Source organism: Pseudomonas sp. XWY-1 (assembly GCF_002953115.1).
In the GTDB taxonomy this organism is placed as follows: domain Bacteria; phylum Pseudomonadota; class Gammaproteobacteria; order Pseudomonadales; family Pseudomonadaceae; genus Aquipseudomonas; species Aquipseudomonas alloputida.
In genome coordinates this window covers 4,462,609-4,488,134 of record NZ_CP026332.1, presented here as the reverse complement: position 1 = coordinate 4,488,134, position 25,526 = coordinate 4,462,609, and the positions used below count along the sequence as shown (strand labels likewise).

Genomic DNA, 25,526 nt, shown 5'->3' with positions numbered 1-25,526 from the left:
CTAGGACCACAGCCAGGCGGGCAAAGTTGCCCGCTGCGGTGGCATTTGGCGTACTTGCTATCTGCAACATAGCTGCCGGGGTGTGATTTTGCCTTAGAAACGGGCATAAGCGATCATGGATGCTTTCGATTACCGCTATTGGAGAACAGGATGTCTCGTTCGCTGCCGACGGCGCTGTTGCTGCTGTTCCTGGGGGGTTGGCTCGCGGCCAGTTATGGCGTGCGTTACGGCCTGATGGAGGACGGCCAGTGGGTAGGGTTGTGCGCAGTGCCGACCGCCTATTGGCAGTGCGAGGTGCGTTCGCTGCTGGGGTTGGGCATTCACCATCAAGTCATGGCCTGGGGCGGATTGGGCCTTGCGCTACTGGCCCAGTTCGTTTCCGCGCGTGCCGGCTGGTGGCTGGCAGTGTTGGCACTGGTGTTCGCGGTGCCGGCGCTGGTGCTGTACACCGCCAGCATTGCGGTGTTTGCGCTGGTGCTGGCGGGGTTGCGCCTGGTCAGGCAACCCCCAATGTAAGCAGCTGCGCGTACCTGTGGGAGCGGGCTTGCCCGCGAAGCCAACACCGTGGTGGATGGCACGGGCTTCGCCCGTGTTCGCGGGCAAGCCCGCTCCCACAGGGATGCGCCAGCTTTCAGAAATTGAGCAAGACAGTTGCTCCCACAAGGTCCGCGCCGGGCTTGAGGAATATGCAGTATCAAGCCTGGCGCATCCGCAAGCTTCGCCACAACGCCGCTGTCATCAGCACACTCACCACCGCCCAGCCCCAGGCCTGCTGGTTCTCCAGCCCTTCGACGAACAACTGCGGCGCCACCCCGGCGCCGACGATGAACGCCAGCAACGCCACCTCCGCCCGCCGCGCCCGCACTGGCCACAGCACATACACCAGCGCCGGCAACGCCAGCGCTGCGCTGGGGAAGCTGCGGTAGCGCGGGTCGAACACCATTGCCAGCATGCTCACCGCCGCAGCGAAGCCCGCCGCCAGCAACAGCCAGCCGGCTCGCTCCTGCAGCCAGGCGAACAAGCGTTCACGCCAGCCGGCCCGCCGCGTCAGCGCCAACAACGCGTGGGCCAGTACCAGCAGGTTCAGCCCGGCCAGCATCAGTGCCCACAACCATTCCCCGGCAAAGCGCGCATGGGTACGCATCAACTCGCCCCACAGGCCCAGGCAAGCGGCGCCAAACGCTGCCAGCAGTGGCAGCAGCAAGGCGGCCATCGGTGTAGCGGGGCGCCCGGCCAGCACCAGCATGATCACCATCAGCACGGTGCTGGCCAGCAACCACTGCGGCCAGTCATGCAGGTTGCTCACGGGCCCTTCGAGCACACCCTTGTCCTGCCGGTCCGCGTCGTACAGCCCCCAGTAGCCACCCACTGCGCCCTCATTGGCGCGTTTCCAGGGCTGATCGAAGGCTTCAATCAGGTTGTAGTGCCAGCCATTGCGCTCGGCCATGGCCACGAAGCCACGGATGAAGCGCGCCTCATTGACCCGGCTGGGCACCGCCGTTTCGCGTTGGCGGCCTTCGCTGGGCCAGCCGGTTTCGCCAATCAGTATGTCCTTGGGCGCGAAGCGTGTGCCGAACACCCGGCGCACATCGGCAACGTGGGCCAAGGCATCGTCGATGCCACGCGGGTCGTCCTCCCAGTAGGGCAGCAGATGGATGGTCAGGAAGTCCACTGCCGGGGCCACCTGCGGGTGCTGCAGCCAGAATTCCCACACATCGGCGTAGGTCACTGGCACCTTGACCTCGCGCTTCACCCGCGCGATCAATTTGGCAAGGTGGGCACCGGTCACCTCCTTGCGCAACAGTGTCTCATTGCCGACGATCACCGCGCTGACCACGTCAGGGTTGGCGTTGGCAGCAGCGATCAGCAGGTTGATTTCCTTCTCGGTGTCGGCCGGGTGGGCGTTCACCCAGGCGCCCAGCATCACCTTCAGCCCATGCTTGCGTGCCAGCGCCGGGATTGCCTCAAGACCGCTCATGGAATAGGTACGGATGCACTGAAACCGCTCGGCCAGTAACGCCAGGTCGGCGTCCATCCGCGCTGGGCGCAGGCGAAACGGCTGGTCGTAAGGCGACTGGTCTTTGTCAAACGGCGTGTACGAAGCGCATTGCAGCTTGTGTGCAGGGCTGGCCGCATCGGGCAGGTGCACAGGCTTGCCCAGCCCGTACCAGAGCCCCCCCAGCCCGAGCAGGGCCAGCAAGCAGGCAAGCAGGTACAACGGCAATAACAGGCGGCTACAACTGGGCATGTGGCGGTCCATCGTCTGGGACAAAAGGTTAGATAGTAGCCCGGCGCCAAACCTTTGGCATGCAAGGATCGCGCAGGCCGAGGCAGGCCGATGGCGCTAATGGCACAGTGCTGTCGCATATGGGGCGGGTGCAGGTCGCAGCTGGATCAGGTCGACTTGTGTTGCAGGAAGATGATGCAATCTCCAAGACCTGACGAGGGGATGCTTTGATGGCAACTTTGAAGAAAATGCGACGTTTCCTGGGTGTGGGCACCGCCCTGGTAATGGCCATGAGCACTGCACAGGCTATGGCCAAAGAAGTAAGCATTGGTTACGTGGATGGTTGGGCCGACAGCGTGGCGACCACCAACGTGGCCGCCGAAGTAATCAAGCAAAAACTCGGCTATGACGTGAAGTTGCAGGCCGTGGCCACGGGGATCATGTGGCAGGGTGTGGCAACTGGCAAGCTCGATGCCATGTTGTCGGCCTGGTTGCCGGTGACCCATGGTGAGTACTGGGCCAAGAACAAGGACAACGTGGTCGACTACGGCCCGAACTTCAAGGACGCCAAGATCGGCCTGATCGTCCCCGAGTACGTCAAGGCAGTGAGCATTGCCGACCTCAAGACCGATAACAGCTTCAAGGACAGGATTGTTGGCATCGACGCAGGCTCCGGTGTGATGCTCAAGACCGACCAGGCGATCAAGGACTATGGCCTGACCAGTTACAAGTTGCAGGCCAGCTCGGGTGCGGCGATGACTGCGGAACTGGGCCGTGCCTATGCCAAGCAGCAGTCGATTGCGGTGACCGGCTGGGTTCCGCACTGGATGTTCGCCAAGTGGAAGCTGAAGTTCCTCGAAGACCCGAAAGGCGTATATGGCGCGGCAGAAACCGTGAACAGCATCGGCAGCAAGGAACTGGCCACCAAGGCACCGGAAGTGGCGGAGTTCCTGAAGAAGTTCAACTGGCAGTCCAAGGACGAGATTGGCGAGGTGATGCTGGCGATCCAGGAAGGGGCCAAGCCTGAAGCGGCCGCCAAGGACTGGGTCGCCAAGCACCCTGATCGTGTGAAGGAGTGGACTGGCAAGTAATAACCTTCCAGGGCCAATAGGGTTTCTTCGCGGGTAAACCCGCTCCTGCTAGGAGCGGGTTTACCCGCGAACGGGTCATTACTTTGTTACGCAATCGGTAAAACACCGTTGCATCTAAGACTAAGGTCGTCTGGTTGGCGTCCATCGGCAGCATAAAGTAAGGGTGTGGGTTCCATCCCGTATCTGTGCTGCTAGGACAAAAACAATGAACGACAGCATTTACCTCTCGATACAAAACAGCCCCCGTTTCAAGGAGCTGGTCACCAAACGCGAACGGTTCGCCTGGATTCTCTCGGCGATCATGCTCGGCCTGTACTGCGCCTTCATCCTCCTGATCGCCTACGGTCCTCATGTGCTGGGCGCCAAGCTCAGTCCTGAGTCATCGATTACCTGGGGCATTCCCCTGGGCGTCGGCCTGATCGTTTCGGCATTCGTCCTGACCGCCATCTACGTACGCCGCGCCAACGGCGAATTCGATGAGCTGAACAAGGAAATCCTGAAGGAGGCGCAACAATGATTCGCCAAACCAAAGCCCTGGCCGTACTGGCCTGCGGAGCCTTCGCACCCGCCGTGTGGGCCGCCGATGCCCTGACCGGCGAGGTGCAGAAACAACCGCTGAACGTTTCCGCCATCGCCATGTTCGTGGCCTTCGTCGCCTTCACCCTCGGCATCACCTACTGGGCCTCCAAACGCAACAAGTCGGCATCGGATTACTACGCTGCCGGGGGCAAGATCACCGGCTTCCAGAACGGCCTGGCGATTGCTGGCGACTACATGTCGGCCGCCTCGTTCCTGGGTATTTCCGCGCTGGTGTTCACCTCGGGTTACGACGGCCTGATCTACTCGATCGGCTTCCTGGTTGGCTGGCCGATCATTCTTTTCCTGATTGCCGAACGCTTGCGCAACCTGGGCAAGTACACCTTCGCCGACGTGGCCTCGTACCGCCTCGGGCAAAAGGAAATCCGCACCCTGTCGGCCTCCGGTTCGCTGGTCGTGGTGGCGTTCTACCTGATCGCGCAGATGGTCGGCGCCGGCAAGCTCATCGAGCTGCTGTTCGGCCTGGACTACCATGTGGCGGTGATCCTGGTGGGTATCCTGATGTGCCTGTACGTGCTGTTCGGCGGCATGCTGGCCACCACCTGGGTACAGATCATCAAGGCTGTGCTGCTGCTGTCCGGTGCCAGTTTCATGGCGCTGATGGTCATGAAGCACGTGGGCTTTGACTTCAACACGCTGTTCTCCGAAGCGATCAAGGTACACGCCAAGGGCGAGGCGATCATGAGCCCCGGTGGCCTGGTCAAGGACCCGATCTCGGCATTCTCCCTGGGCCTGGCACTGATGTTCGGTACTGCCGGCCTGCCGCACATCCTGATGCGCTTCTTCACCGTCAGTGACGCCAAGGAAGCGCGCAAGAGCGTGCTGTACGCCACCGGCTTCATCGGCTACTTCTACATCCTCACCTTCATCATTGGCTTTGGCGCGATCCTGCTGGTCAGCACCAACCCGGAATTCAAGGACGCCGCAGGCGCTCTGCTGGGCGGCAACAACATGGCCGCGGTGCACCTGGCCAATGCGGTGGGTGGCAGTGTGTTCCTCGGCTTCATCTCGGCGGTAGCCTTTGCCACCATCCTGGCAGTGGTGGCTGGCCTGACCCTGGCTGGTGCCTCGGCAGTGTCCCACGACCTGTACGCCAGCGTCTGGCGCAAGGGCAAAGCCAACGACAAGGACGAGATCCGCGTATCGAAGATCACCACTGTCGCTTTGGGTGTGCTGGCGATCGGCCTGGGGATTCTGTTCGAGAAGCAGAACATCGCCTTCATGGTCGGCCTGGCGTTCTCCATTGCGGCCAGCTGCAACTTCCCGGTACTGCTGCTTTCGATGTACTGGAAGAAGCTGACCACCCGCGGTGCCATGATCGGCGGCTGGCTGGGCCTGGTGAGTGCGGTGACGCTGATGATCCTTGGCCCGACCATCTGGGTACAGATTCTTGGCCACGAGAAGGCAATCTACCCGTACGAGTACCCGGCGCTGTTCTCGATGGCCATTGCCTTCGTCAGCATCTGGTTCTTCTCGGTCACCGACAAGTCCAAGGCGGCTGAGGATGAGCGCGCGCTGTTCTTCCCGCAGTTCGTGCGTTCGCAGACTGGCCTGGGTGCCAGCGGGGCGGTCTCGCACTAACGTCAATCCCCTGCATTGAAAAACGCCCCGCCTGTCGGGGCGTTTTTTATTTTATGCAGTCAGAAACAGCCTACATACATAGTGAGGCTCTGCCCATAAAGTTCCCTCATGTCGTAAGTGCATCTATAGATGCCGGCACATTTGGGGAATATTCAATGAAGTTACGCTGTTTAATCACCTTCGCTTTCCTTGGCGTGGCGGGCGCTGCAGGGGCAAAGGAAATACCGCAGGACATCAGTGTCCAGGCTGTCGTGTCGGCACCTGAATTTCAGGTGAACTCGGTTGGCAATTGGTGGGAAGACGTACTTCAGGCTGAATATGACCCGGACCGTGGCGTCTTCAAGCAAATCGAAAAAGAGGTGTTTGTAAAAAGCACCTACGGCCCGATTTACGCGAAAACAGACCGTTCGGAGTATCGGTTCACACGGGTGGGCGGTGCGGTAGCGCCCCGTCGATACCACATCATGTTGAATCGCAAAAAAATGGGCACGGCACCGGTTGAAATCATCAGTGCTGCTGAAGCCGCTCAGGGAAAAAACATTCAATTCAGGTTCTATCCGATGGCGGAATCGTCGTCGACTCGCATGCCTGGTACTTACACTACGCAAGCCACCTTGATGTTTGAAACAGGGGCGCCCTGATTCGCAATTTCATTCGGGTGCCCCAGGGCGCCCGCTATTTGATGTGCAACCGTTAAAGGAAGTTTGATGTGAAATCCTATGTATTGGCTGTCCCGTTCCTTGCATTGTTTGCCGGTGCCGCTGTCGCGTCCGCCCCTGAGCCGATCACCCAGAGTATTTCAGTGACGGCGATCATTCCCGGGAATGATTTTTCAGTGGCCCCCGTAGGGGACTGGCTGGAGAAAGGCGTGACGCTTGAATATGAGCAGGAGCGCGAAGACTTCAAGGCGGTCAGTGAAAAGTTCTCGGCACAGAGTGATGTCGGCGCTATTCAGGCCCACCTGCTGCACACAGCATCGCTGCAAGACCCACAAACCGACCAGAAGATTGATCTTATCATCACTGTCGGGGATAAAAAGTTGGAGTTGACGCCCGCGGAGGTCATGAGCGCGGAAGATGCTAAAGCTGGCAATGATCTTCCCATTACGTTTAAGGCCATAAAGCCCGACAATGGTTATCTGAAGGGTGAGTATGCCGGGACAGTGAGCGTGTTGTTTGAAACTTCCTCCACCAGCCTTTGATTGAAGCAGTGCCGCCTGCCTCAACTTACTGGATGTTTACCAGTGTAGGGGCAGGTGTTGAAGTGGATTGAATCATGTTCCAGTTTGCTGCACCCGGCCGCGCACTCGCTGTCTGGCTGCTGGGTGCTGCCTGCATTATGCCCCTCGAAGTGTTGGCCGAGCGCGCGTCCAGTGCCATTGACCTGAATACATTCGGGCGTTTGCCAGAAGACTTCGAGGCGCACTTTTTCGATGTGCCGCTTGCCGTGCGAGTGGAGCTTGATCAACGCTACCTCGGTGATGCCATGGTGGTATTGAGCCGTGATAACCGTGTGCAGTTGCTGACGTTTACCGACACTGAGCAGAGCGCAGAGCCGGCCACGCTCAGGCAGTTATGGCAACAGCGCCTGGAGGGCGGGCGCATGCTGGGCGACTGCCTGCAAAACTGCCCGGACGGGTTGCAGGCTATCCATTACAGCCTGGCCAATTCCCAGTTGTCATTGCTGACGTCCAATGCCGAGAAGCGGGAGCAGGACGCGCTCTTCCACCGCCTCCCGGAGCATAGTGACGCTGGGTTGCTGCTGCGTAACCAGCTCAACCTGGTCAATGATGGCAATCAGACCACGGGCAGAATCGGCCTGCTCGGTCAGGGCAACCTGCATAATTGGACGACGCTTGCCGATGCACGCGTGGATCGTAGCCCATCTGAGCAAGGCGATATGCGTTACCGCATGAACCAGCTTTACGCGGAGCGCCTGCAGGAAGAGCATTTCTTTCGGCTGGGTTACTTCTCCACTGGCGCACAAGGCCTGGTGCGCCAGCCATCGCTACTCGGGCGCCGCCCTGATAGCACGCTTGGCTTGATGCTGGGCAGCAGTGACAGCCTGCTGGTCGACAATGGCCAAGCCAGCGCCATCCCCGTCTACGTCACGCCGAACCGCCCGGGTATCGTCGAAATCTATCGCAATGGTTCGCTGATCAACAGTCAGCCGGTACAGCCGGGTTTGCAGGCGATCGACACGCGGGTATTGCCCGGCGGCATCTATGATGTGGAGCTGCGTTTGCTCGAAGACGGCCTGGAGACCTCGCGCAGCGAAGTGTCCATCTACAAGCCCAGCCGGTGGCAGAACATGGATAACCGCTGGCGCTACAACCTGTACCTGGGCCAGCAGGTCGAGCTGCTGAGCAACTCGGATGGCAATCGTGAACAGAGCCCGGTGTTCGGCGCCCTTTCCAACTACCTGATGCATCCTGCTGCGGTGCTGGGGTTGTCAGTGCAACAGGTCGATGCTGACCTGCAGTTGGGGACCTCGCTGGACTGGGACGTGCATGAGCGGTTCAAGCTATACGCCAGCCTCAATCAGACCCAGGGCCTGGGCAACGGCGGCGATCTGCAGTTGACCTACACCCACCCTTGGGGCTCGTTGTTGCTGAGCCACAACCAGACCTGGCTGGAGCCTGGCAGTAGCGGTCGCGACGATACTTCCCAGCGCCAGGTGCGCAGCCGCACCGCTTTTTCGATCAACCAGCGGGTAACCGCGCGCAGTTCAGCGACGCTGCGCCTGGAACACAGTGCGGGCTCGGCAAGCGGCCTGGGTGCCGACCTGAGCTGGGCGTTCTTCGGGAAACTGCGGGGGCATCAGAGCAGTGTTCGCCTGTCACTTTTCGACAGGCCTGGAACGCGCAGCAGCGCCGGTGTCCGCAGCCGCGGCGTCAACGTTGCTGTAAGCATGAAGCTTGAGCGCGATGGCAGGCAGCTTGGGGTCGATGTGGGTAGCCGCGCCTCGCGTGAGGGGGGCAATGACCCCTACGCTTCGCTGTGGTATCGGCAGAACGTCGACCTGGGCCCCGTGCACAGCCTGGGGGGCAGTGCGACGCTCGACAGCTATGGCACCAGCCTGGCGGCCAATGGGCGGTTTAACAGCCAGGCGCTGCAGGGCGATGCCTATGCCCAGAGTTCCTCTTTCAACAATAACCTCAGCGGTGGCCTCAACCTGGAAAGCACCCTGGCGCTGGGCGCCGGGAAGCTGGCCATGGGCGGCAGCAACCTGCCGCTCGAAGCCGGCTTGATCATCGATGTCGAAAGCGATCTGCACGGTGTGAAGCTGCGCGCCAACGATGGCCAGGGCATGAGTGCAGTGCTGCACCCCGGGCGCAATATCGTGCCGGTGACGGCGTTCAAGTCTGGCCATGTGCGCTTCGACTTCGACACGAAGGACGTGCCGCCAGCACAGATCCAACCCCTCGCTGTGGACTATCACCTCAACCGCGGTGGGGTGGGGTACCACTCAGTGAAGGTCATGCGAACGGTCACCGTGTTTGGTCGGCTGCTCGACGGGCAAGGCCAGCCACTGCACGGCGCGCATGTGGTCAATGACGCCGGGCGCACGGTTGTCGAGGTGGAAGGCTATTTCAACGTCGAAATGAGTGAGTCACGGCCCACCTTGGAAATTCGCCATGACACGGCAGGTAGCTGCCTTCTGACATTACCGCCGGACAACTTTGATCGCGAGGATGACCTGCTGATCGTGGGTGATCAGCGGTGTGTGCCCAGTGTGGGCTGAGCCGGCTTTCGGCATGACGCTGTAGAGGGCCCGATTCCCGGGTCGATGGATTGGATGTTGAGTAAACAGAGGTTGAAGATGCACAGGTTCACATTTCACTTGTCACCCTTGTTGTTCGTTGCGCTGATGCTGCCGTGGTTTGCCCAGGCCGGGCCACAGCTGGATGTCGGCGCGCTCTATGACTACCTCGAGCCAGGCAAGGGCACCTATGCCAAACGCATCTACAACCGGGGGGACAGTACAGCGTTCGTCAAGGTCAGCGTGCTGGAGCTGGTCTACGACGGCCAGGCCGAACCCCGTGAGGTGGAAGTCGATGAGCTGCCCTTCGACCAGCGCAGCGTTGTTGCGAGCCCTGCGCGGATGATCATCCCGGCACGCGGCATGCAGGCCGTGCGGTTGCTGTATCGCGGTGAACGAAACCAGGAGCGTTACTACCGGCTGCGCTTCGTCCCGGTGGTGCCGGAACAGGATGACAGCTTCGCACTGGATGAAACGGAGCTTGACGCTTACCGCAAGGAACTCAGTGCCGGTGTGCAGTTTCTGGCCGGCTACGGCACCATTTTGATTACCAAGCCTGCTGCCACGCGGTATCAGACCTCGATCGAGCGAGCCGGTGGGAAATGGACCGTGCGCAACGAGGGCAATGCCACGGTGCTGCTCGACAACGTCCAGGTCTGTGTGCTGAACGAGGACGAGTGTGAGCCTCCGGCCAAGCACCATCTTCGTCCTGGACGTACGCGCGAGTTCGTCGAGAAGCCCGGTGTCGAATACCGCTTCGAACAGGTGGAAGGCGATGCGCGCAAAGCCATGAACTTCAAGGCAGAGTGAGAGGTAGGGGCATGTTTCGCAAGTGTGCAATGCTGGTACTGCTGTCTGGCGTGTTCGGCTCATCGTGGGCGCAGGCGGCCGACATTACGCTCAAGCTGCGTTACCGCGGCGAGACCCGGCAATTTGAAAACCTGACACCCCGGTCATCCCCTGTCTGTACTCAGTTGCCGCAGCTTTGTGGCGATCCGCTGCAGGATCTGCTGGATGTGGAGGTCGAATACTCGAAAACAGTCGATGGCGAAGGCACCGATGGCTTCTACCTCTCGGCCCCTGTCCAGCCAACTGCGCTACTGATGGTGCGTGACAAGACCGGCGAGCAAGTCAGCATGGACTTTGCCATTACCCACCTGGGCGGTGCGGTAACTTCGGACGATGGGGCACCTACGCTTGCGGCGCGCACGGGCCTGGACTCGAGTGGTTGCCAGGTTGCGTTGGCGAGCGCGGCGCATCGCCTGTTTCTGTGGTCGCCAGCCAGCAACGGGTGCTGGGCCAACCTCAACGCGGCGAATGCGAGCACTTACCATGTGAGTCACCTTACGCTGGGCTACAGGCTGAAGACGCCTTTGCCGGCGAGCTTGAAGTCGGGCGTGTACCGAGGGCGCGTGGTCTATTCGATAGGCCCCGACAGGGATATTGGCCTGGGTTCGAGCCGAACGGTCGCCGGGCTCACGGCCGATTCAGTGGCGATCAACGTCGAACTGGAGGTGGTGCATGACCTTGAGGTGCGTTTTGAGCCGGGTTCCGAGCAGGTGGTACTGGTGCCGCAGCAGGCGCACGGGCCTGGGAGCCGAGGACGGGGTGTGGCAGAGAAACTGGAAAAAGACGTGGGCTTCAGCCTGACTGCCAGTGGGCCATTCAACGTCTGGGCGCAGTGCAGCACCGGGTTGGATAGCACGTGCAATCTACGGTCGGCCAAGGGCCATGGCATACCGCTGTACCTGGCCATGACCTTGCCAGGGGTTTCCTACAATGGCCGTTCGCTCTATCGGCAGGCAATGACCTTTGGCGGAGCTGAGAACGCCATGAGCCTGGAAGTCCCGCCAGAGGGTGTGACCGGCAGCCAAGGGCAGTTGCATTTTCATGTATACCCTCGCGGCCACACCCAGAAACAGGACATGTTGCCTGGTATCGAGTATCAGGCCGTCGTGACAATGGTGTTCGATGCGAACCTGTAGAATGGCAACCGGGTGGTGTGACCCGCTTGCCATTCACCTCACGTGACTGTTTGAAGTGGCTATCCGCAGCGCGTCATATCATCCCAAGCAACAGTAATACCAACAGAATCACCAACACCACGCCGATTATGCCGGAAGGGCCATAGCCCCAGCTGCGCGAGTGGGGGAAGACCGGTAAGCCACCGATCAGCAGCAGAATCAGGATGATGATAAGGATCGTGGTCATGTCAAAGTCCTTGCGTGATTAGGGGGCAAGAGCCTGAGATTGCTGGCCTCTCGATAATTCGGACCGGTGCGGGTTGGTAAAGATTCCATCCCCGTGCAGCCGTCTACCCAATCATGCCCGCCCATTCACTGCCCTGATGAATCCTCCCGGATGGCGACGCCTTGATTAGACTCTCCGGACTACCTGTCAGAACAAGGCCTGCGACCATGCAAAAACGCATCATGATCACCGGCGCCGGGTCTGGCCTCGGCCGCGAGATCGCCCTGCGCTGGGCCCGTGAGGGCTGGCGCCTGGCATTGGCCGATGTCAACGAAACCGGCCTGCGCGAAACGCTGGAGCAGGTTCGCCAGGCCGGTGGCGACGGCTTCGTCCAGCGCTGCGATGTGCGCGACTATAGCCAGCTGACGGCCCTGGCCCAGGCCTGCGAAGCGAAGTTCGGTGGGGTCGATGTGATCGTCAACAACGCCGGCGTCGCTTCGGGCGGGTTCTTCGCCGAACTGACGCTGGAGGACTGGGACTGGCAGATCGCGGTCAATCTGATGGGCGTGGTCAAGGGCTGCAAGGCCTTCCTGCCGCTGCTGGAGCGCAGCAAGGGGCGCATTATCAATGTCGCCTCGATGGCCGCACTGATGCAGGGCCCGGGCATGAGCAACTACAACGTGGCCAAGGCCGGTGTGCTGGCCTTGTCGGAAAGCCTGCTGGTGGAGTTGCGTCAGGTGGAGGTGGCGGTGCACGTGGTGTGCCCGTCGTTCTTCCAGACCAACCTGCTGGACTCGTTCCGCGGGCCGAACCCGGCGATGAAGGCGCAGGTGGGCAAGCTGCTCGAAGGTTCGCCGATCAGTGCGGCGGACATTGCCGACTATATCCATCAGCAGGTCGCTGCAGGCGAGTTCCTCATCCTGCCCCATGAGGCAGGGCGCCAGGCCTGGCAACTGAAACGCCAGGCCCCTGAGCGGCTGTATGACGAGATGGCCGAAATGGCGATGAAAATGCGGGCAAAAGCCCCGTCGCGATGATTGGTCTGTAGGAGAAGTTACTCAAAAGTGTAAGAAGCTTCTGAATCGTAGTGGAGCTATTGAGTAGCTGAATACCTACGGGGCAGGCTCCGGTTTTCCCTTTCGCAGGAGGATCGGAACATGCTGGTAATAGGGCGCGAAGTAGGGGAGGTCATCGTGATTGGCGATGACATCCGGATCATGGTGGTAGAGACCCGGGACGGCGTGGTGCGCTTTGGTGTGGCTGCTCCGCGTGAGGTGCCGGTGCATCGAGCCGAAGTTTACAAGCGCATCAAGGCGTCCAAGCAGAGCAAGGCCTGAAGAGGCCTGGCCTGCTATTCGAGCAGCTCGCGGGGCACATCATGCTTGGCCAGCAACTGGCATTGCTGGCTTTCCAGGTCGAACAGGATGAAAGCCTGGCCTTTGGCCAATGCCTGGCGTACCCGCAGCACGCGGGTTTCCAGCGGTGTGTCGTCGCCATTGTCAGTGCCGTCGCGGGTGACGAAGTCCTCGATCAGGCGGGTCAGGGTTTCGGCTTGCAATTGGTCGTAGGGGATCAGCATGGTCGGGCGGTGTCTGAAATAGGTATGGGCATGCTACGCGAAACATTCGAGGTGTTGGGGCCGCTTTGCAGCCCCAAGTGCGTTTAGCCTTTGTTTCCGACCAGGCTGTCCACGGCCGGTACCCGCGTGTCGCTCTCCATCTGTGCATCATGCTCCAGCTGGTGGCTGAAGCGCTCGAGCGATGCATTGGCCGGCTGCGAGTCGCTGGCAAATACGGGCGGGCTCAGCAGGTAGGCTGACAACAACCGGCTCAGCGCTGCCAGGCTGTCGATATGGGTGCGCTCGTAACCATGGGTGGCATCGCAACCAAAGGCCACCAGCGCGGTACGAATATCATGCCCGGCAGTCACCGCCGAATGGGCATCGCTGAAGTAATAGCGGAACAGGTCGCGCCGCACCGGCAAGTCATGGTCGCCGGCCAGTTTCAGCAGGTGCCGGGACAGGTGGTAGTCGTAAGGCCCCGACGAGTCCTGCATGGCCACACTGACCGCATGCTCGCTGGAAGCCTGCCCAGGCGCTACCGGGGCGATGTCGATGCCGACGAACTCGCTGACGTCCCAAGGCAGGGCGCCGGCTGCACCCGAGCCGGTCTCCTCGGTGATGGTGAACAGCGGGTGGCAGTCGATCAGCGGCTGGCGGCCGCTTTCCACCACGGCCTTCAATGCCGCCAGCAATGCCGCTACGCCAGCCTTGTCGTCCAGGTGACGGGCACTGATGTGGCCGCTTTCGGTGAACTCGGGCAGGGGGTCGAAGGCCACGAAATCACCAATGCTTACGCCCAGTGCCTCACAGTCGGCGCGGGTGGCGCAGTAGGCATCCAGGCGCACTTCCACGTGGTCCCAGCTGATCGGCATCTGGTCGATCGCCGTGTTGAAGGCATGCCCGCTGGCCATCAGCGGCAGCACGCTGCCACGGAATACCCCGGTATCGGTGAACACGCTAACCCGGCTGCCCTCGGCAAAACGGCTGGACCAGCAGCCGACGGGCGCCAGGGCCAGGCGGCCATTGTCCTGCAACTGACGCACGCTGGCGCCGATGGTATCCAGGTGGGCAGAGACGGCGCGGTCGGGGGTGGCCTGCCGGCCTTTGAGGGTGGCGCGAATGGTGCCGCGGCGGGTCAGCTCGAAGGGGATGCCCAGTTCGTCAAGGCGTTCGGCCACGTAGCGCACGATGGTGTCGGTGAAGCCGGTGGGGCTGGGGATGGCGAGCATTTCCAGCAGCACGCGTTTGAGGTAGTCGAGATCGGGTTCGGGGTGTTGCTCGGACATGGTTGGGGACTCCTTTACTCCTGTGCCGGCCTCTTCGCGGGTAAACCCGCTCCTACGGGTACAGCGCCGTCTTCGCGGGTAAACCCGCTCCTACAGGTACAGCGCTGCCTTCGCGGGTAAACCCGCTCCTACAGGTACTGCGCCACCTTCAAGGGCGGTGATATCCCTGTGGGAGCGGGCTTGCCCGCGAAGAGGCCGGCACGGGTTTACGCCAAAGGCCGGCTATGGGGAAACAGCAGGTCGATAAAACGCTCGGCCGTGGGCTGCGGTTCATGGTTGGCCAGGCCAGCACGTTCGTTGGCCTCGATGATCACGTACTCCGGCTGCCCGGCATCGCGCACCATGAAGTCCAGCCCAACCACAGGAATTTCCAGTGCCCGTGCCGCCCGCACGGCAGCATCGGCCAGCACCGGGTGCAGGCGTTCGGTGACGTCTTCCAGGGTGCCGCCGGTGTGCAGGTTGGCCGTGCGCCGCACGGCCAGGCGCTGGCCGGCCGGCAACACGTCGTCATAGCCAACGCCCGCTGCGCGCAAGGTGCGCTCGGTTTCGTCGTCCAGCGGAATGCGACTTTCGCCACCGGTGGCGGCCTGGCGGCGACGGCTCTGGGCTTCGATCAACTGGCGCACGCTGTGCTTACCGTCGCCCAGCACCTGCGCCGGGTGGCGGATGGCGGCGGCCACCACCTCGTAGCCGATCACCACGATGCGCAGGTCGAACCCGGCATGGAAGCTTTCCAGCAGCACGCGGCTGTCGAACTGGCGGGCATGCGCCACGGCACGGGTGATGTCGTCGATGCAGGTCAGGTTCACCGCCACGCCCTGGCCTTGCTCGCCATCGACCGGTTTGACCACCACCGCGCCATGCTCTTCGAGAAACGCCAGGTTGTCATCGGCATTGCCCGCCAGCTGTTGCGCGGGCACCTGCAGCCCGGCGTTGTGCAGGGCGTGCTGGGTCAGGCGTTTGTCCTGGCACAGGGTCATGGTCACGGCACTGGTCAGGTCGCTGAGCGATTCCCGGCAGCGAATTCGCCGCCCGCCCAGGCTCAGGGTGAACAGGCCGCCAGCGGCGTCGTCCACCTGCACTTCGATGCCCCGGCGCAGCGCCTCGTCGACGATGATGCGTGCGTAGGGGTTGAGGTCGGCTTGCGGGCCAGGCCCGAGGAACAGCTGCTCGTTGATACCGTTCTTGCGCTTGACTGCGAAGGTGGGCAGGTTGCGAAAACCTAGTTTCTGGTACAGGCGCTTGGCCTGGCGGTTGTCGTGCAGCACCGACAGGTCCAGGTAGGCCAGGCCACGGCTCATGAAATGCTCGATCAGGTGGCGCACCAGCACTTCACCCACGCCGGGGCGGGTGCAGTGTGGGTCCACCGCCAGGCACCACAGGCTGCTGCCATGCTCGGGGTCATCGAACGCCTTGGTGTGGTTCAGGCCCATGACGCTGCCGATAACCGCGCCGCTGTCTTCGTCTTCCGCCAGCCAGTACACCGGGCCACCCAAGTGCCGGGGGGTAAGCAGCTCGGCGTCGACGGGGAGCATCCCGCGCGCCTGGTACAGCGTGTTGATCGCCTGCCAATCGGCGGGGTTCTGTGCCCGGCGCACGCGGAAGCCGCGAAATACCCGCTGCGCCGGGCGGTAATCGGTGAACCACAGGCGCAGGGTGTCGGACGGGTCGAGGAACAACTGCTGAGGGGCCTGTGCCAACACCTGCTGCGGGGCGGCAACGTAGAGGGCGATGTCGCGTTCGCCCGGGTGCTCGTCCAGCAAATCTTCGGCGAGGGACACCGGGTCGGGGTAGGTGTGGCCTATCAGCAGCCGGCCCCAGCCGCAGTGCACGGCACGCGGTTGGTCGTGAGGCTGGCTGCCGTCGCCGGCCAGGCGCGCTTGCAGGCGCTCGTAGGACGGCGTCTGGCCGCGCAGCAGGCGCTGACCATAAGCGATTTCATGGGCTTTCATCGGTCAGATTCCTTGTTCGCTCAGCCACAGGTTCAGCGCCGCCAGTTGCCACAGCTTGGAGCCGCGCAATGGCGTCAGCTGGCCGTGTGGGTTGCTCAGCAGGCGGTCGAGCATGGCCGGGTTGAACAACCCTCGGTCCTGGCTGGGGTCGGTCAACAGTTCGCGTACCCAGCCCAAGGTGGCACCTTCCAGATGCTTCAGGCCCGGTACCGGGAAGTAACCCTTCTTGCGGTCGATCACCTCATGCGGGATCACCCGTCGCGCTGCCTGCTTGAGCACCTGCTTGCCGCCGTCGGGCAGCTTGAAGCGGGCGGGAATGCGTGCCGACAGTTCCACCAGGCGGTAATCGAGGAACGGCGTACGCGCCTCCAGGCCCCAGGCCATGGTCATGTTGTCCACCCGCTTGACCGGGTCGTCGACCAGCATCACGGTGCTGTCCAGGCGCAGCGCCTTGTCCACGGCAGCCGGTGCGCCGGGGCGCGCGAAGTGTTCGCGCACGAAGTCGCCGGCGGCGTCGGTTTCCAGCAGCCAGGGGGCCTGCACGGTGTCGCGGTATTCGGCGTGGCTGCGGTCGAAGAACGCCTCACGGTAGGCCGCATAGGCATCGTCGGCGCCGTCCACCTGCGGGTACCAGTGGTAACCGGCGAACAGCTCATCGGCACCCTGACCGCTCTGTACGCCCTTGCAGTGCTTGGCCACTTCCCGCGACAGCAGGTAGAAGGCGATGCAATCGTGGCTGACCATCGGCTCGCTCATGGCTCGGAACGCGGCCGGCAGTTGGTCGATGATTTCGTGCTCGGCAATGCGCAACTGGTGGTGACGAGTGCCGTAGTGTTTGGCGATCAGGTCCGAATACTGGAACTCGTCGCCGCGCTCGCCGCCGGCATCTTCAAAGCCGATGGAGAAGGTCGACAAGTCGTCAACGCCCACTTCGCGCAGCAAGCCGACCAGCAGGCTGGAGTCGACGCCGCCGGACAGCAACACACCCACATCGACGGCTGCCCGTTGGCGGATTGCCACGGCGTCGCGCGTGGCGTCAAGTACGCGAGTGGTCCAGCCTTCCAGATCAAGTTCACGCTCGTCCGGGTTGGGGCCGTACTTCAGCTGCCACCAGGTCTGGCGTTCCACTTCGCCATGGCGGTCGATGCGCATCCAGGTGCCGGGCTCCAGCTTCTGCACATTGGCCAGCAGGGTGCGTGGTGCCGGTACCACGGCGTGGAAGTTCAGGTAGTGGTTGAGGGCCACCGGGTCGAGCATCGGGTCGATGTCGCCGCCCTTGAGCAGTGCCGGCAGGGTCGAGGCAAAGCGCAGGCGCTCGCCGTTGCGCGACAGGTACAGGGGTTTGACGCCCAGGCGGTCGCGGGCCAGGAACAGGCGCTGGTTGTCGCGCTCCCAGATGGCCAGGGCAAACATGCCGTTGAGCTTGGGCAGCAGCGCCGCGCCCCAGGCGTGGTAGCCCTTGAGCAGCACCTCGGTGTCGCCGTCGGACCAGAAGCTGTAGCCCAGCGCCTGCAGTTCCTCGCGCAGTTCGGGGAAGTTGTAGATGGCACCGTTGAAGGCCAGCGACAGGCCCAGCGTATTGTCGACCATCGGCTGCGCCGAGCCGTCGGACAGGTCCATGATCTTCAGGCGCCGATGGCCCAGGGCGATCGGGCCCTGGCTATGGAAGCCCCAGGCATCCGGGCCTCGCGGGGCCAGGTGATGGGTAATGCGCTCTACCGCAGCCAGGTCGGCTGGGCGAGGGGCTTGGTCGATGGGGGTGAAACGTAACTCTCCTGCTAATCCGCACATAAGTCCTTACCGGTTTTTCCGTTGGGGAGGTGATGCCCCGGATTAGGGCACCTTAAGGAACTGACCTATGTGCTTTTCGAGAGTTTTAGAATGTTTGGTTATATGTGGCCGGGCAGGCAACCTGATGCAATCATTTCCCCCGGATCAACCGGCGCAATCCAAACCGGTTCGGATGGCAAGCCTCCGCCACCGCCCGCGGCAATGGCAGCGGTTCCCCACATACCCAGGCCGCCACCAGCTCGCCACTCAACGGCGCCGTGATCAACCCGCGTGAGCCATGCCCGCTGTTCACATACAACCCGCCCAGCCAAGGGCAGGGCACATCCGGTACTTGCCGCGCATCCCGGCCCAGTACTGCATAGGCTTCGGCAAACGCCTGCCCGTCCGCGATGGGGCCGACGATCGGCAGGTAATCCGGGCTGGTGCAACGGAACGCAGCACGTCCCTGCAATTGCTCGGGGTCCAGTTCAGCCACAGCCAGCCGTTGCGCCAGATCGACGGAAATTTCGTCCAGCAGCGCCAGGTTGCCCTGGTGCTCGGCCACTGTTGGCGCAAGGTCTTCGCTATGGAAGTCAAAACTGGCGCCCAGTGTATGTTCACCCTCGCGCGGCGGTGCCACATAGCCTTCCGCGCACACCACGGTGCGCAGTGCCTGGCTGCTGGCGGTGGCCGGCAAGCGGGTGATCTGCCCGCGGATGCGCTTGAGTGGTAACTGCGCGCAAGGTTCGAAGCGCAGCACATCCGCCGCGCCGGCCAGGACCACCACTGGAGCGCGGGCTAACAGCTGGTCGCCAGCCCAGGCTTGCCACTGTTCATCCACTTTGCGCAGTTCGAGCACTTCCTGGTGCGTCACCAAATGAATACCAGGGTGCTGCAACTGCTGCTGGCACAGCGCCGGCGGGTGCACCCAGCCACCTTCGGGGTAGAACAACCCGCCGCCAGGCAACGCCACGCCGGCGATGGCTTCGGCCTCGGCGCGCGCCAGGCAGTGCAACAAGCCGGGGTCGAAGGCGGCAGCCAGCTTGCCCTGGCGTTCGGCCTCCTTGCTGTCGAAAGCCAGTTGCAGCACCCCGCAGGCATCCCAGTCACGGCCACGCTGCAAGCGCTGCAGCTGGCGCCGGGTGTAGCCGAACCCGGACAGGATCATCTGCGACAGTGCGGTGCCATGGGCAGACAGCTTGAGGTACAGCACCCCTTGCGGGTTGCCCGAAGCCTCCTGGGCGGGGGCTTCGTGGCGCTCCAGCACGGTTACCTGCCAGCCGCGCCGGGCCAGGCTGGCGGCGCTGCTGCTACCGGCAAGTCCGGCACCGATCACCAGCGCCTCGCGCGGCCCCTGTGGCACAGCGGGGCGCGCGTACCAAGGCGCGCATGGGCCGGGCAGGGGGCCGACGTAGGCGCCGCTCATCACCTCCCACTTCTTGCCGATGCCTGGCACCTTCTTCATGGCGAAGCCGGCTTCGACCAGGCTGCGACGTACCCAGCCGGTGGTGGTGAAGGTACCCAGCACCGTGCCCGGATGCGATAGCCGCGCCAGTTGTGCAAACAGCTCCGGAGTCCACATGTCGGGGTTCTTGGCGGGGGCGAAGCCGTCGAGGAACCACACATCGATCTGCGCATCGAGTTGCGGCAGCTGTTCCAGCACATCGCCTATCAACAGGGTCAGGGTGACCCTGCCACCGGCGAAGGTGAACTGCTGAAAGCCCGGGTGCACCGCCACGTATTGCTCCAGCAGCGGCTCGGTATAGGCGGCCAGTTCAGGCCACAGGCGCACTGCGCGGGCCATGTCGGCGTGGTCGAGGGGGTACTTCTCGACGCTGACGAAGTGCAGGCGCGCGTCGCTGTGTGCGTGCAGGTCGAACAGCTGCCAGGCGCAGAAAAAATTCATGCCGGTGCCAAAACCGGTTTCGCCGATCACCGTGCAGGCGTGCGGCGCCAGGTTGGCAAAACGCTCGGCCAGGCGGGTCTGGCCGAGGAACACGTGCTTGGTTTCTTCGATGCCTTCGTTGACTGCGAAATAAACGTCGTCATAGTGCCGCGAATGGGGGCGGCCCTGGTCGTCCCAGTCGATCTGGGCGTGCTGGAGGAGGGTGGGCATGGTGGGCTCGGTTGCAGCGGATGGCGGGATTTTATGCCATCCGGCTGAGCTGTGGGAGCGCGTTCATTGGTGAAGAGGTCAATACAGGCCGAAATGAAATCCGCTAGTCTTGCTTATCCATTGAAGGAGCCAGTGCATGTTCGAATCTGCCGAAATCGGCCACAGCATCGACAAGGAGGCTTACGACGCCGAGGTACCCGCTTTACGCGAGGCCCTGCTCGAAGCCCAGTACGAACTCAAGCAGCAGGCGCGTTTTCCAGTGATCGTGCTGATCAACGGCATTGAAGGCGCCGGCAAGGGTGAGACGGTAAAACTGCTCAACGAGTGGATGGACCCGCGCATGATCGATGTGCTCACCTTCGACCAGCAGACCGACGAAGAGCTGGCCCGCCCACCCGCCTGGCGCTATTGGCGGGCCTTGCCACCCAAGGGGCGAATGGGTGTGTTCTTTGGCAACTGGTACAGCCAGATGCTGCAGGGGCGGGTGCACGGGGTGTTCAAGGATGCCGTGCTCGATCAGGCCATTACCGGTGCCGAACGCCTGGAGGAGATGCTGTGCGATGAAGGTGCGCTGATCATCAAGTTCTGGTTCCACCTGTCCAAGAAGCAGATGAAGGCACGGCTGAAATCGCTCAAGGACGATCCGCTGCACAGCTGGAAGATCAGCCCGCTGGATTGGCAGCAGTCGCAAACCTACGACCGCTTCGTGCGCTTTGGCGAGCGCGTGCTGCGCCGCACCAGCCGCGACTATGCGCCATGGCACATCATCGAAGGGGTAGACCCGAATTACCGCAGCCTGGCGGTGGGGCGCATTCTGCTGGAAAGCCTGCAAGCCGCGCTGGCCCACAATCCCAAGGGCAAGCACCAGGGCAACGTGGCTCCATTGGGCCGCAGCATCGACGACCGCAGCCTGCTTGGCGCCCTGGACATGACCTTGCGCCTGGACAAGGCCGACTATCAGGAACAGTTGATCACCGAACAGGCCCGTCTGGCCGGCCTGCTGCGCGACAAGCGCATGCGCCGGCACGCCCTGGTGGCGGTGTTCGAAGGCAACGACGCCGCCGGCAAGGGGGGCGCCATCCGCCGCGTGGCGGCGGCGCTGGACCCGCGTCAGTACCGTATCGTGCCGATTGCCGCGCCGACCGAAGAAGAGCGCGCCCAGCCGTACCTGTGGCGGTTCTGGCGGCACATCCCGGCACGGGGCAAGTTCACCATCTTCGACCGTTCCTGGTATGGCCGGGTGCTGGTGGAGCGGGTGGAAGGCTTCTGCAGCCCCGCTGACTGGATGCGTGCCTATAGCGAGATCAACGACTTTGAAGAGCAGTTGGTGGATGCCGGCGTGGTGGTGGTCAAGTTCTGGCTGGCGATCGACCAGCAGACCCAACTGGAGCGCTTCGAAGAGCGTGAGCAAATTCCGTTCAAACGCTACAAGATCACCGAGGATGACTGGCGCAACCGCGACAAGTGGGACGAATACTCCCAGGCGGTGGGTGACATGGTCGACCGCACCAGCAGCGAGATTGCCCCTTGGACGCTGGTGGAGGCCAATGACAAGCGCTGGGCGCGGGTGAAGGTGGTGCGGACCATCAACCAGGCGCTTGAGGCGGCGTTTGCCAAGCACAAGAAATAGCTGAAGGTGAGGTTGCCTGTTCTGGCCTCTTCGCGGGTAAACCCGCTCCTACCGGGGATCGCGCGCTGAGCTGCGCCCCGGATGTTGGACAAAAAATCCAACACCGGAGCGCAGCTCACGCTCCCGTAGGAGCGGGTTTACCCGCGAAAGGGCCAGCACAGGCAACACCTCCCCCCAGCCATGCCCCAAAAGAATGACCTGATGAATTCTTTTCTCGGCACTCTCCACCGTCTCTGTCCTCCAACCCCGTAGAATTCAACAACCCCCACCACGGGCTTGATCGAGGATTTTATGCACACCACTTCTGGCCGCTGGGGCTATGGGCTGTTCCTGGCACTTCTGACAGCGCTGCTCTGGGGCATCCTGCCGATCAAGCTCAAGCAGGTACTGCAAGTAGTCGATCCGATCACTGTCACCTGGTACCGCCTGCTGGTCTCCGGCGGCCTGCTGTTCGCCTGGCTGGCGGCTCAGCGGCGTTTGCCGTCCATACACAAGCTGGCGCCCAGGGCCAGGGGCCTGGTGCTGGTTGCGGTGCTCGGCCTGATGGGCAACTACGTGCTCTACCTGATCGGTCTCAAACTGCTTAGCCCGGGCACTGCACAACTGGTGGTACAGATCGGCCCGGTGCTGTTGCTGGTGGCCAGCGTGTTCGTGTTCCGCGAGCGCTTGAGTGTGGGGCAGGGCATGGGCCTGTTGGTGCTGCTGGCAGGCTTTGGCCTGTTCTTCAACCAGCGCCTGGAAGAGCTGCTGACTTCGCTGGGTACCTACACCACCGGCGTGTTGACCATCTTGCTGGCGACCAGCATCTGGGTGTTCTACGCCCTGAGCCAGAAGCAGTTGCTGACCGTGTGGCACTCGCAGCAGGTGATGATGGTGATCTACCTCAGCTGCGCTGCGTTGCTGACACCTTGGGTGCACCCGCTGGAGGCCTTGCAACTGACCCCGGTGCAAGGCTGGCTGCTGCTGGCCTGTTGCCTGAACACCCTGGTGGCTTACGGCGCGTTCGCCGAAGCGCTGGCGCACTGGGAGGCGTCGCGGGTAAGTGCCACGTTGGCGCTGACCCCGCTGGTGACCTTTGTTGCGGTAGCGCTGGCAGCATGGGTGTGGCCTGAGTATGTGCATGCCGAGGACATCAATGCCCTTGGCTATTTGGGGGCGGTCACGGTGGTGTTCGGTTCGGCGCTGGTGGCGCTGGGGCCCTCGCTGGTGGCGGGTTGGCGGGCCCGCAGGGCGCGGTTGGCCTAGGTCTGTCGATTGCCTGTACGGCCCTTTCGCGGGTGAACCCGCTCCTACGATGGATTGCCTCTCGGCGTAGGAGCGGGTTCACCCGCGAAAGGGCCGGTACAGGCTACAGAGCAGTCAGCCCTTGCCGCCCGGCGCCAGCATGTTCTCCGGCCGCACCCACTGGTCGAACTGCTCATTGGTCAGGTACTTCAACGCCAAGGCCGCCTCGCGCAAGGTCGTGCCCTCGCTGTAAGCCTTCTTGGCAATTTCTGCCGCCTTGTCATAGCCAATATGCGGGTTCAGCGCCGTCACCAGCATCAACCCGCGCTCCAGGTGCGCGGCCATCTGCTCGGCATCCGGCTCGATACCCGCCACGCAATGCTGCTGGAAGTTGCGGCAACCATCGGCCAGCAACTCGATGGATTGCAGCAGGTTATGGATGATCACCGGCTTGAACACATTCAACTGCAAATGCCCCTGGCTGGCGGCAAAGCCGATGGCTGCGTCGTTGCCCAGTACCTGGCAGGCCAGCATCGACAGCGCCTCGCACTGGGTGGGGTTGACCTTGCCCGGCATGATCGAGCTGCCCGGCTCGTTGGCTGGCAGGCGCACCTCGGCAAGCCCGGCGCGAGGGCCGGACCCCAGCAGGCGCAGGTCGTTGGCGATTTTCATCAGGGCCACGGCCAGGGTCTTCAGGGCCCCCGCCAGGCTGGTCAGCGGTTCGTGGCCGGCGAGGGCGGCGAACTTGTTGGGTGCAGTGATGAACGGCAGGCCGGACAGCGCCGCCAGCTCGGCCGCGATGGCCTCGGCAAAACCCTGCGGGGCGTTGAGCCCGGTACCCACGGCAGTGCCGCCCTGGGCCAGTTCGCACACCGCCGGCAGGGTGGCGCGGATGGCGCGCTGGGCGTAATCGAGCTGGGCGACGAAGGCCGACACTTCCTGGCCGAAGGTAATCGGCGTGGCGTCCATCATGTGCGTGCGGCCGGTTTTTACCAGCTTGTGGTGACGCATCGACAGCTCGGCCAGCCCCGAAGACAGTTCGGTGACGGCAGGCAGCAGCTTTTCATGCACCGCCTGGGCTGCCGCAATGTGCATGGCGGTGGGGAAGCAGTCGTTGGAGCTCTGCGAGCGGTTGACGTGGTCATTGGGGTGTACTGGCGCCTTGCCGCCACGGCCTTTGCCGGCCAGTTCGTTGGCGCGTCCGGCGATCACCTCGTTGACGTTCATGTTGCTCTGGGTGCCACTGCCCGTCTGCCAGACGACGAGCGGGAACTGATCGTCGTGCTGGCCATCCAGCACTTCATCGGCGGCCTGTTCGATCAACCGAGCGATGTCGGCCGGCAGGTCGCCATTGCGGTCGTTGACGCGCGCCGCGGCCTTCTTGATCAGTGCCAGGGCGTGCAATACCGCGAGGGGCATGCGTTCCTTGCCAATGGCGAAGTTGATCAGCGAACGCTGGGTCTGCGCACCCCAGTAGGCGTCCTCCGGAACTTCGACCGGGCCCAGGCTGTCTGTCTCGATACGGCTCATTCTGTACTCACTCCTGTGTAGTTCGAAATCGCAGTTTAGGCCCTGATTCGACCGAGCGGTTCCGTCGCTCGTCGTGCCACTTGAGCACATCGCCACCACGGCGCAGAATGCTCTACTCTGAGGTGCCCGCCTCCCCCTCTTTGAAGGAAATGCAATGACCCGTCTCCGTGTCCTTTGTGCCGCCGTTGCCCTGGTTTGCGCCAGCGGCCAGGTACTCGCTGCCACCGCCAGCCACAACGCTGCTGCCGAGAAATTCCTGACCCTGGCCAACGCCGACAAGCTGGGCACCCCGGTGTACATGCAAGTGCAGCAGATGTTCGCCCAGCGTTTCGCCCAGACCAAGGCCCCGGCCGCCAAGCAGCCCGTGCTGGAAAGCTACCAGGCCAAGGCCAATGCCGCGCTGGACAACGCCATCGGCTGGAACAAGCTGAAGCCGAAGATGGTCGACCTGTACACCCGGACCTTCACCGAGCAGGAGCTGAAGGACCTGGTCAAGTTCTACGAATCGCCGCTGGGCAAGAAAGTGCTGCGTGAAATGCCTAAGGTCACCCAGCAGTCGGCACAGTTGACCCAGCAGAGCCTGGAGCCAGCAGTACCGGTGGTGAACAAGCTGCTGGAAGACATGACCAAAGAGCTGGACCCGAACGCAGGCAAGGCCGCCGCCCCAGCGAAGAAGTGAGTACGCCGCAATGACCATGCAACAACGTATCGAACAGCAACTGGCCGCGCTGGCGCCGCAACACCTGGAAGTGCTCAACGAAAGTCACATGCACAGTCGTGGTCAGGAGACCCACTACAAGGCGGTGATCGTCAGCGAGCAGTTCGCCGGGTTGAACAGCGTCAAGCGCCACCAGAAGGTGTACGCCACCATGGGTGAGCTGATGGGCGAGATCCATGCCCTGGCCATCCACACCTACACCGCCGAAGAGTGGGCCAAGGTCGGCGTTGCACCGGCCTCGCCCGTGTGCGCGGGCGGCGGGCACTGAAACCTTTCTGTTGTTCTGGTAGA

The 25,526-nt window shown here is 62.6% G+C and carries 23 protein-coding genes; 15 read left to right on the top strand and 8 right to left on the bottom strand.

Going from position 1 to position 25,526, the window contains the following annotated elements:
• The first annotated feature begins 150 nt into the window (after window positions 1–150).
• On the top strand, window positions 151–516 hold the full coding sequence (locus tag PRJ_RS20895) for a hypothetical protein (RefSeq protein WP_104962381.1): 366 nt from the start codon (window positions 151–153) through the stop codon (window positions 514–516).
• Window positions 517–694: 178 nt separating this feature from the next.
• On the opposite strand, the gene PRJ_RS20885 is transcribed toward PRJ_RS20895, so the two are convergent.
• Entirely contained in the window at window positions 695–2,260 is a 1,566-nt protein-coding gene (locus PRJ_RS20885; RefSeq protein WP_104962380.1) for a beta (1-6) glucans synthase, read from the bottom strand.
• A 197-nt stretch (window positions 2,261–2,457) separates the two neighbouring features.
• Here PRJ_RS20885 and PRJ_RS20880 point away from each other — a divergent pair, with 197 nt between their 5' ends.
• From PRJ_RS20880 to PRJ_RS20845, 8 genes are all read left to right on the top strand, one after another.
• Window positions 2,458–3,318 (top strand): glycine betaine ABC transporter substrate-binding protein, encoded by an 861-nt coding sequence (locus tag PRJ_RS20880; RefSeq protein ID WP_014592048.1) that lies wholly within the window; start codon window positions 2,458–2,460, stop codon window positions 3,316–3,318.
• Window positions 3,319–3,523: 205 nt separating this feature from the next.
• The gene (locus PRJ_RS20875; RefSeq protein WP_010952786.1) at window positions 3,524–3,835 is read left to right on the top strand and encodes a DUF485 domain-containing protein; all 312 of its coding nucleotides are present in this window, start codon (window positions 3,524–3,526) and stop codon (window positions 3,833–3,835) included.
• Window positions 3,832–5,496 carry a cation acetate symporter gene (locus PRJ_RS20870; protein WP_012053405.1) on the top strand — a complete coding sequence of 555 codons (1,665 nt, stop codon included), beginning with the start codon at window positions 3,832–3,834 and terminating at the stop codon, window positions 5,494–5,496. Before PRJ_RS20875 ends, PRJ_RS20870 begins: the two co-directional genes overlap by 4 nt.
• Window positions 5,497–5,651: 155 nt before the next feature.
• Window positions 5,652–6,137 (top strand): hypothetical protein, encoded by a 486-nt coding sequence (locus tag PRJ_RS20865; protein WP_104962379.1) that lies wholly within the window; start codon window positions 5,652–5,654, stop codon window positions 6,135–6,137.
• Window positions 6,138–6,205: 68 nt separating this feature from the next.
• Window positions 6,206–6,697, top strand: a complete 492-nt coding sequence (locus PRJ_RS20860) for a CS1 type fimbrial major subunit (protein ID WP_104962378.1) — start codon at window positions 6,206–6,208, stop codon at window positions 6,695–6,697.
• Window positions 6,698–6,771: 74 nt separating this feature from the next.
• Complete coding sequence (locus PRJ_RS20855) at window positions 6,772–9,240, top strand: TcfC E-set like domain-containing protein (protein ID WP_104962377.1); 2,469 nt, start codon at window positions 6,772–6,774, stop codon at window positions 9,238–9,240.
• A 54-nt stretch (window positions 9,241–9,294) separates the two neighbouring features.
• Window positions 9,295–10,068: a hypothetical protein gene (locus PRJ_RS20850; protein WP_064491538.1), complete on the top strand. Its 774-nt coding sequence runs from the start codon at window positions 9,295–9,297 to the stop codon at window positions 10,066–10,068.
• Window positions 10,069–10,079: 11 nt separating this feature from the next.
• Window positions 10,080–11,243 (top strand): hypothetical protein, encoded by a 1,164-nt coding sequence (locus tag PRJ_RS20845; RefSeq protein ID WP_104962376.1) that lies wholly within the window; start codon window positions 10,080–10,082, stop codon window positions 11,241–11,243.
• A 73-nt stretch (window positions 11,244–11,316) separates the two neighbouring features.
• On the opposite strand, the gene PRJ_RS20840 is transcribed toward PRJ_RS20845, so the two are convergent.
• Window positions 11,317–11,469, bottom strand: coding sequence for a DUF3309 family protein (locus PRJ_RS20840; RefSeq protein ID WP_003252624.1), 153 nt, complete (start codon window positions 11,467–11,469; stop codon window positions 11,317–11,319).
• 206 nt (window positions 11,470–11,675) lie between these two features.
• Here PRJ_RS20840 and PRJ_RS20835 point away from each other — a divergent pair, with 206 nt between their 5' ends.
• Both PRJ_RS20835 and csrA read left to right on the top strand, forming a co-directional pair.
• The gene (locus tag PRJ_RS20835; protein WP_104962375.1) at window positions 11,676–12,485 is read left to right on the top strand and encodes an SDR family oxidoreductase; all 810 of its coding nucleotides are present in this window, start codon (window positions 11,676–11,678) and stop codon (window positions 12,483–12,485) included.
• 120 nt (window positions 12,486–12,605) lie between these two features.
• Window positions 12,606–12,785, top strand: coding sequence for a carbon storage regulator CsrA (csrA, locus tag PRJ_RS20830; RefSeq protein WP_004575804.1), 180 nt, complete (start codon window positions 12,606–12,608; stop codon window positions 12,783–12,785).
• Window positions 12,786–12,799: 14 nt separating this feature from the next.
• Here csrA and PRJ_RS20825 read toward each other — a convergent pair whose 3' ends face one another.
• The 5 genes from PRJ_RS20825 to mnmC all read right to left on the bottom strand — a co-directional run bounded on the left by PRJ_RS20825 (window position 12,800) and on the right by mnmC (window position 20,133).
• Window positions 12,800–13,027, bottom strand: coding sequence for a YheU family protein (locus tag PRJ_RS20825; RefSeq protein WP_004575803.1), 228 nt, complete (start codon window positions 13,025–13,027; stop codon window positions 12,800–12,802).
• An 83-nt stretch (window positions 13,028–13,110) separates the two neighbouring features.
• A complete protein-coding gene (locus tag PRJ_RS20820; RefSeq protein ID WP_104962374.1) occupies window positions 13,111–14,295 on the bottom strand; it encodes an osmoprotectant NAGGN system M42 family peptidase in 1,185 nt (394 codons plus the stop codon).
• Between the two features lie 206 nt (window positions 14,296–14,501).
• Window positions 14,502–16,247 carry an N-acetylglutaminylglutamine synthetase gene (ngg, locus tag PRJ_RS20815; protein ID WP_104962373.1) on the bottom strand — a complete coding sequence of 582 codons (1,746 nt, stop codon included), beginning with the start codon at window positions 16,245–16,247 and terminating at the stop codon, window positions 14,502–14,504.
• A 3-nt stretch (window positions 16,248–16,250) separates the two neighbouring features.
• Window positions 16,251–18,038, bottom strand: coding sequence for an N-acetylglutaminylglutamine amidotransferase (locus tag PRJ_RS20810; RefSeq protein ID WP_104962372.1), 1,788 nt, complete (start codon window positions 18,036–18,038; stop codon window positions 16,251–16,253).
• 130 nt (window positions 18,039–18,168) lie between these two features.
• A complete protein-coding gene (mnmC, locus tag PRJ_RS20805) occupies window positions 18,169–20,133 on the bottom strand; it encodes a bifunctional tRNA (5-methylaminomethyl-2-thiouridine)(34)-methyltransferase MnmD/FAD-dependent 5-carboxymethylaminomethyl-2-thiouridine(34) oxidoreductase MnmC (protein WP_104962371.1) in 1,965 nt (654 codons plus the stop codon).
• Window positions 20,134–20,269: 136 nt separating this feature from the next.
• Between mnmC and pap the strand changes: the two genes are divergently transcribed.
• Together pap and PRJ_RS20795 are read left to right on the top strand one after the other, a co-directional pair.
• Window positions 20,270–21,763: a polyphosphate:AMP phosphotransferase gene (pap, locus tag PRJ_RS20800; protein WP_010952792.1), complete on the top strand. Its 1,494-nt coding sequence runs from the start codon at window positions 20,270–20,272 to the stop codon at window positions 21,761–21,763.
• Between the two features lie 291 nt (window positions 21,764–22,054).
• On the top strand, window positions 22,055–23,008 hold the full coding sequence (locus PRJ_RS20795) for a DMT family transporter (protein ID WP_104962370.1): 954 nt from the start codon (window positions 22,055–22,057) through the stop codon (window positions 23,006–23,008).
• A 114-nt stretch (window positions 23,009–23,122) separates the two neighbouring features.
• Here PRJ_RS20795 and PRJ_RS20790 read toward each other — a convergent pair whose 3' ends face one another.
• Complete coding sequence (locus PRJ_RS20790) at window positions 23,123–24,517, bottom strand: class II fumarate hydratase (protein WP_010952795.1); 1,395 nt, start codon at window positions 24,515–24,517, stop codon at window positions 23,123–23,125.
• A 154-nt stretch (window positions 24,518–24,671) separates the two neighbouring features.
• On the opposite strand from PRJ_RS20790, the gene PRJ_RS20785 reads away from it, so the two are divergent.
• Window positions 24,672–25,196, top strand: coding sequence for a DUF2059 domain-containing protein (locus PRJ_RS20785; RefSeq protein ID WP_010952796.1), 525 nt, complete (start codon window positions 24,672–24,674; stop codon window positions 25,194–25,196).
• Between the two features lie 10 nt (window positions 25,197–25,206).
• Window positions 25,207–25,503, top strand: a complete 297-nt coding sequence (locus PRJ_RS20780; protein WP_010952797.1) for a BolA family transcriptional regulator — start codon at window positions 25,207–25,209, stop codon at window positions 25,501–25,503.
• The last annotated feature ends 23 nt before the right edge of the window (window positions 25,504–25,526 follow it).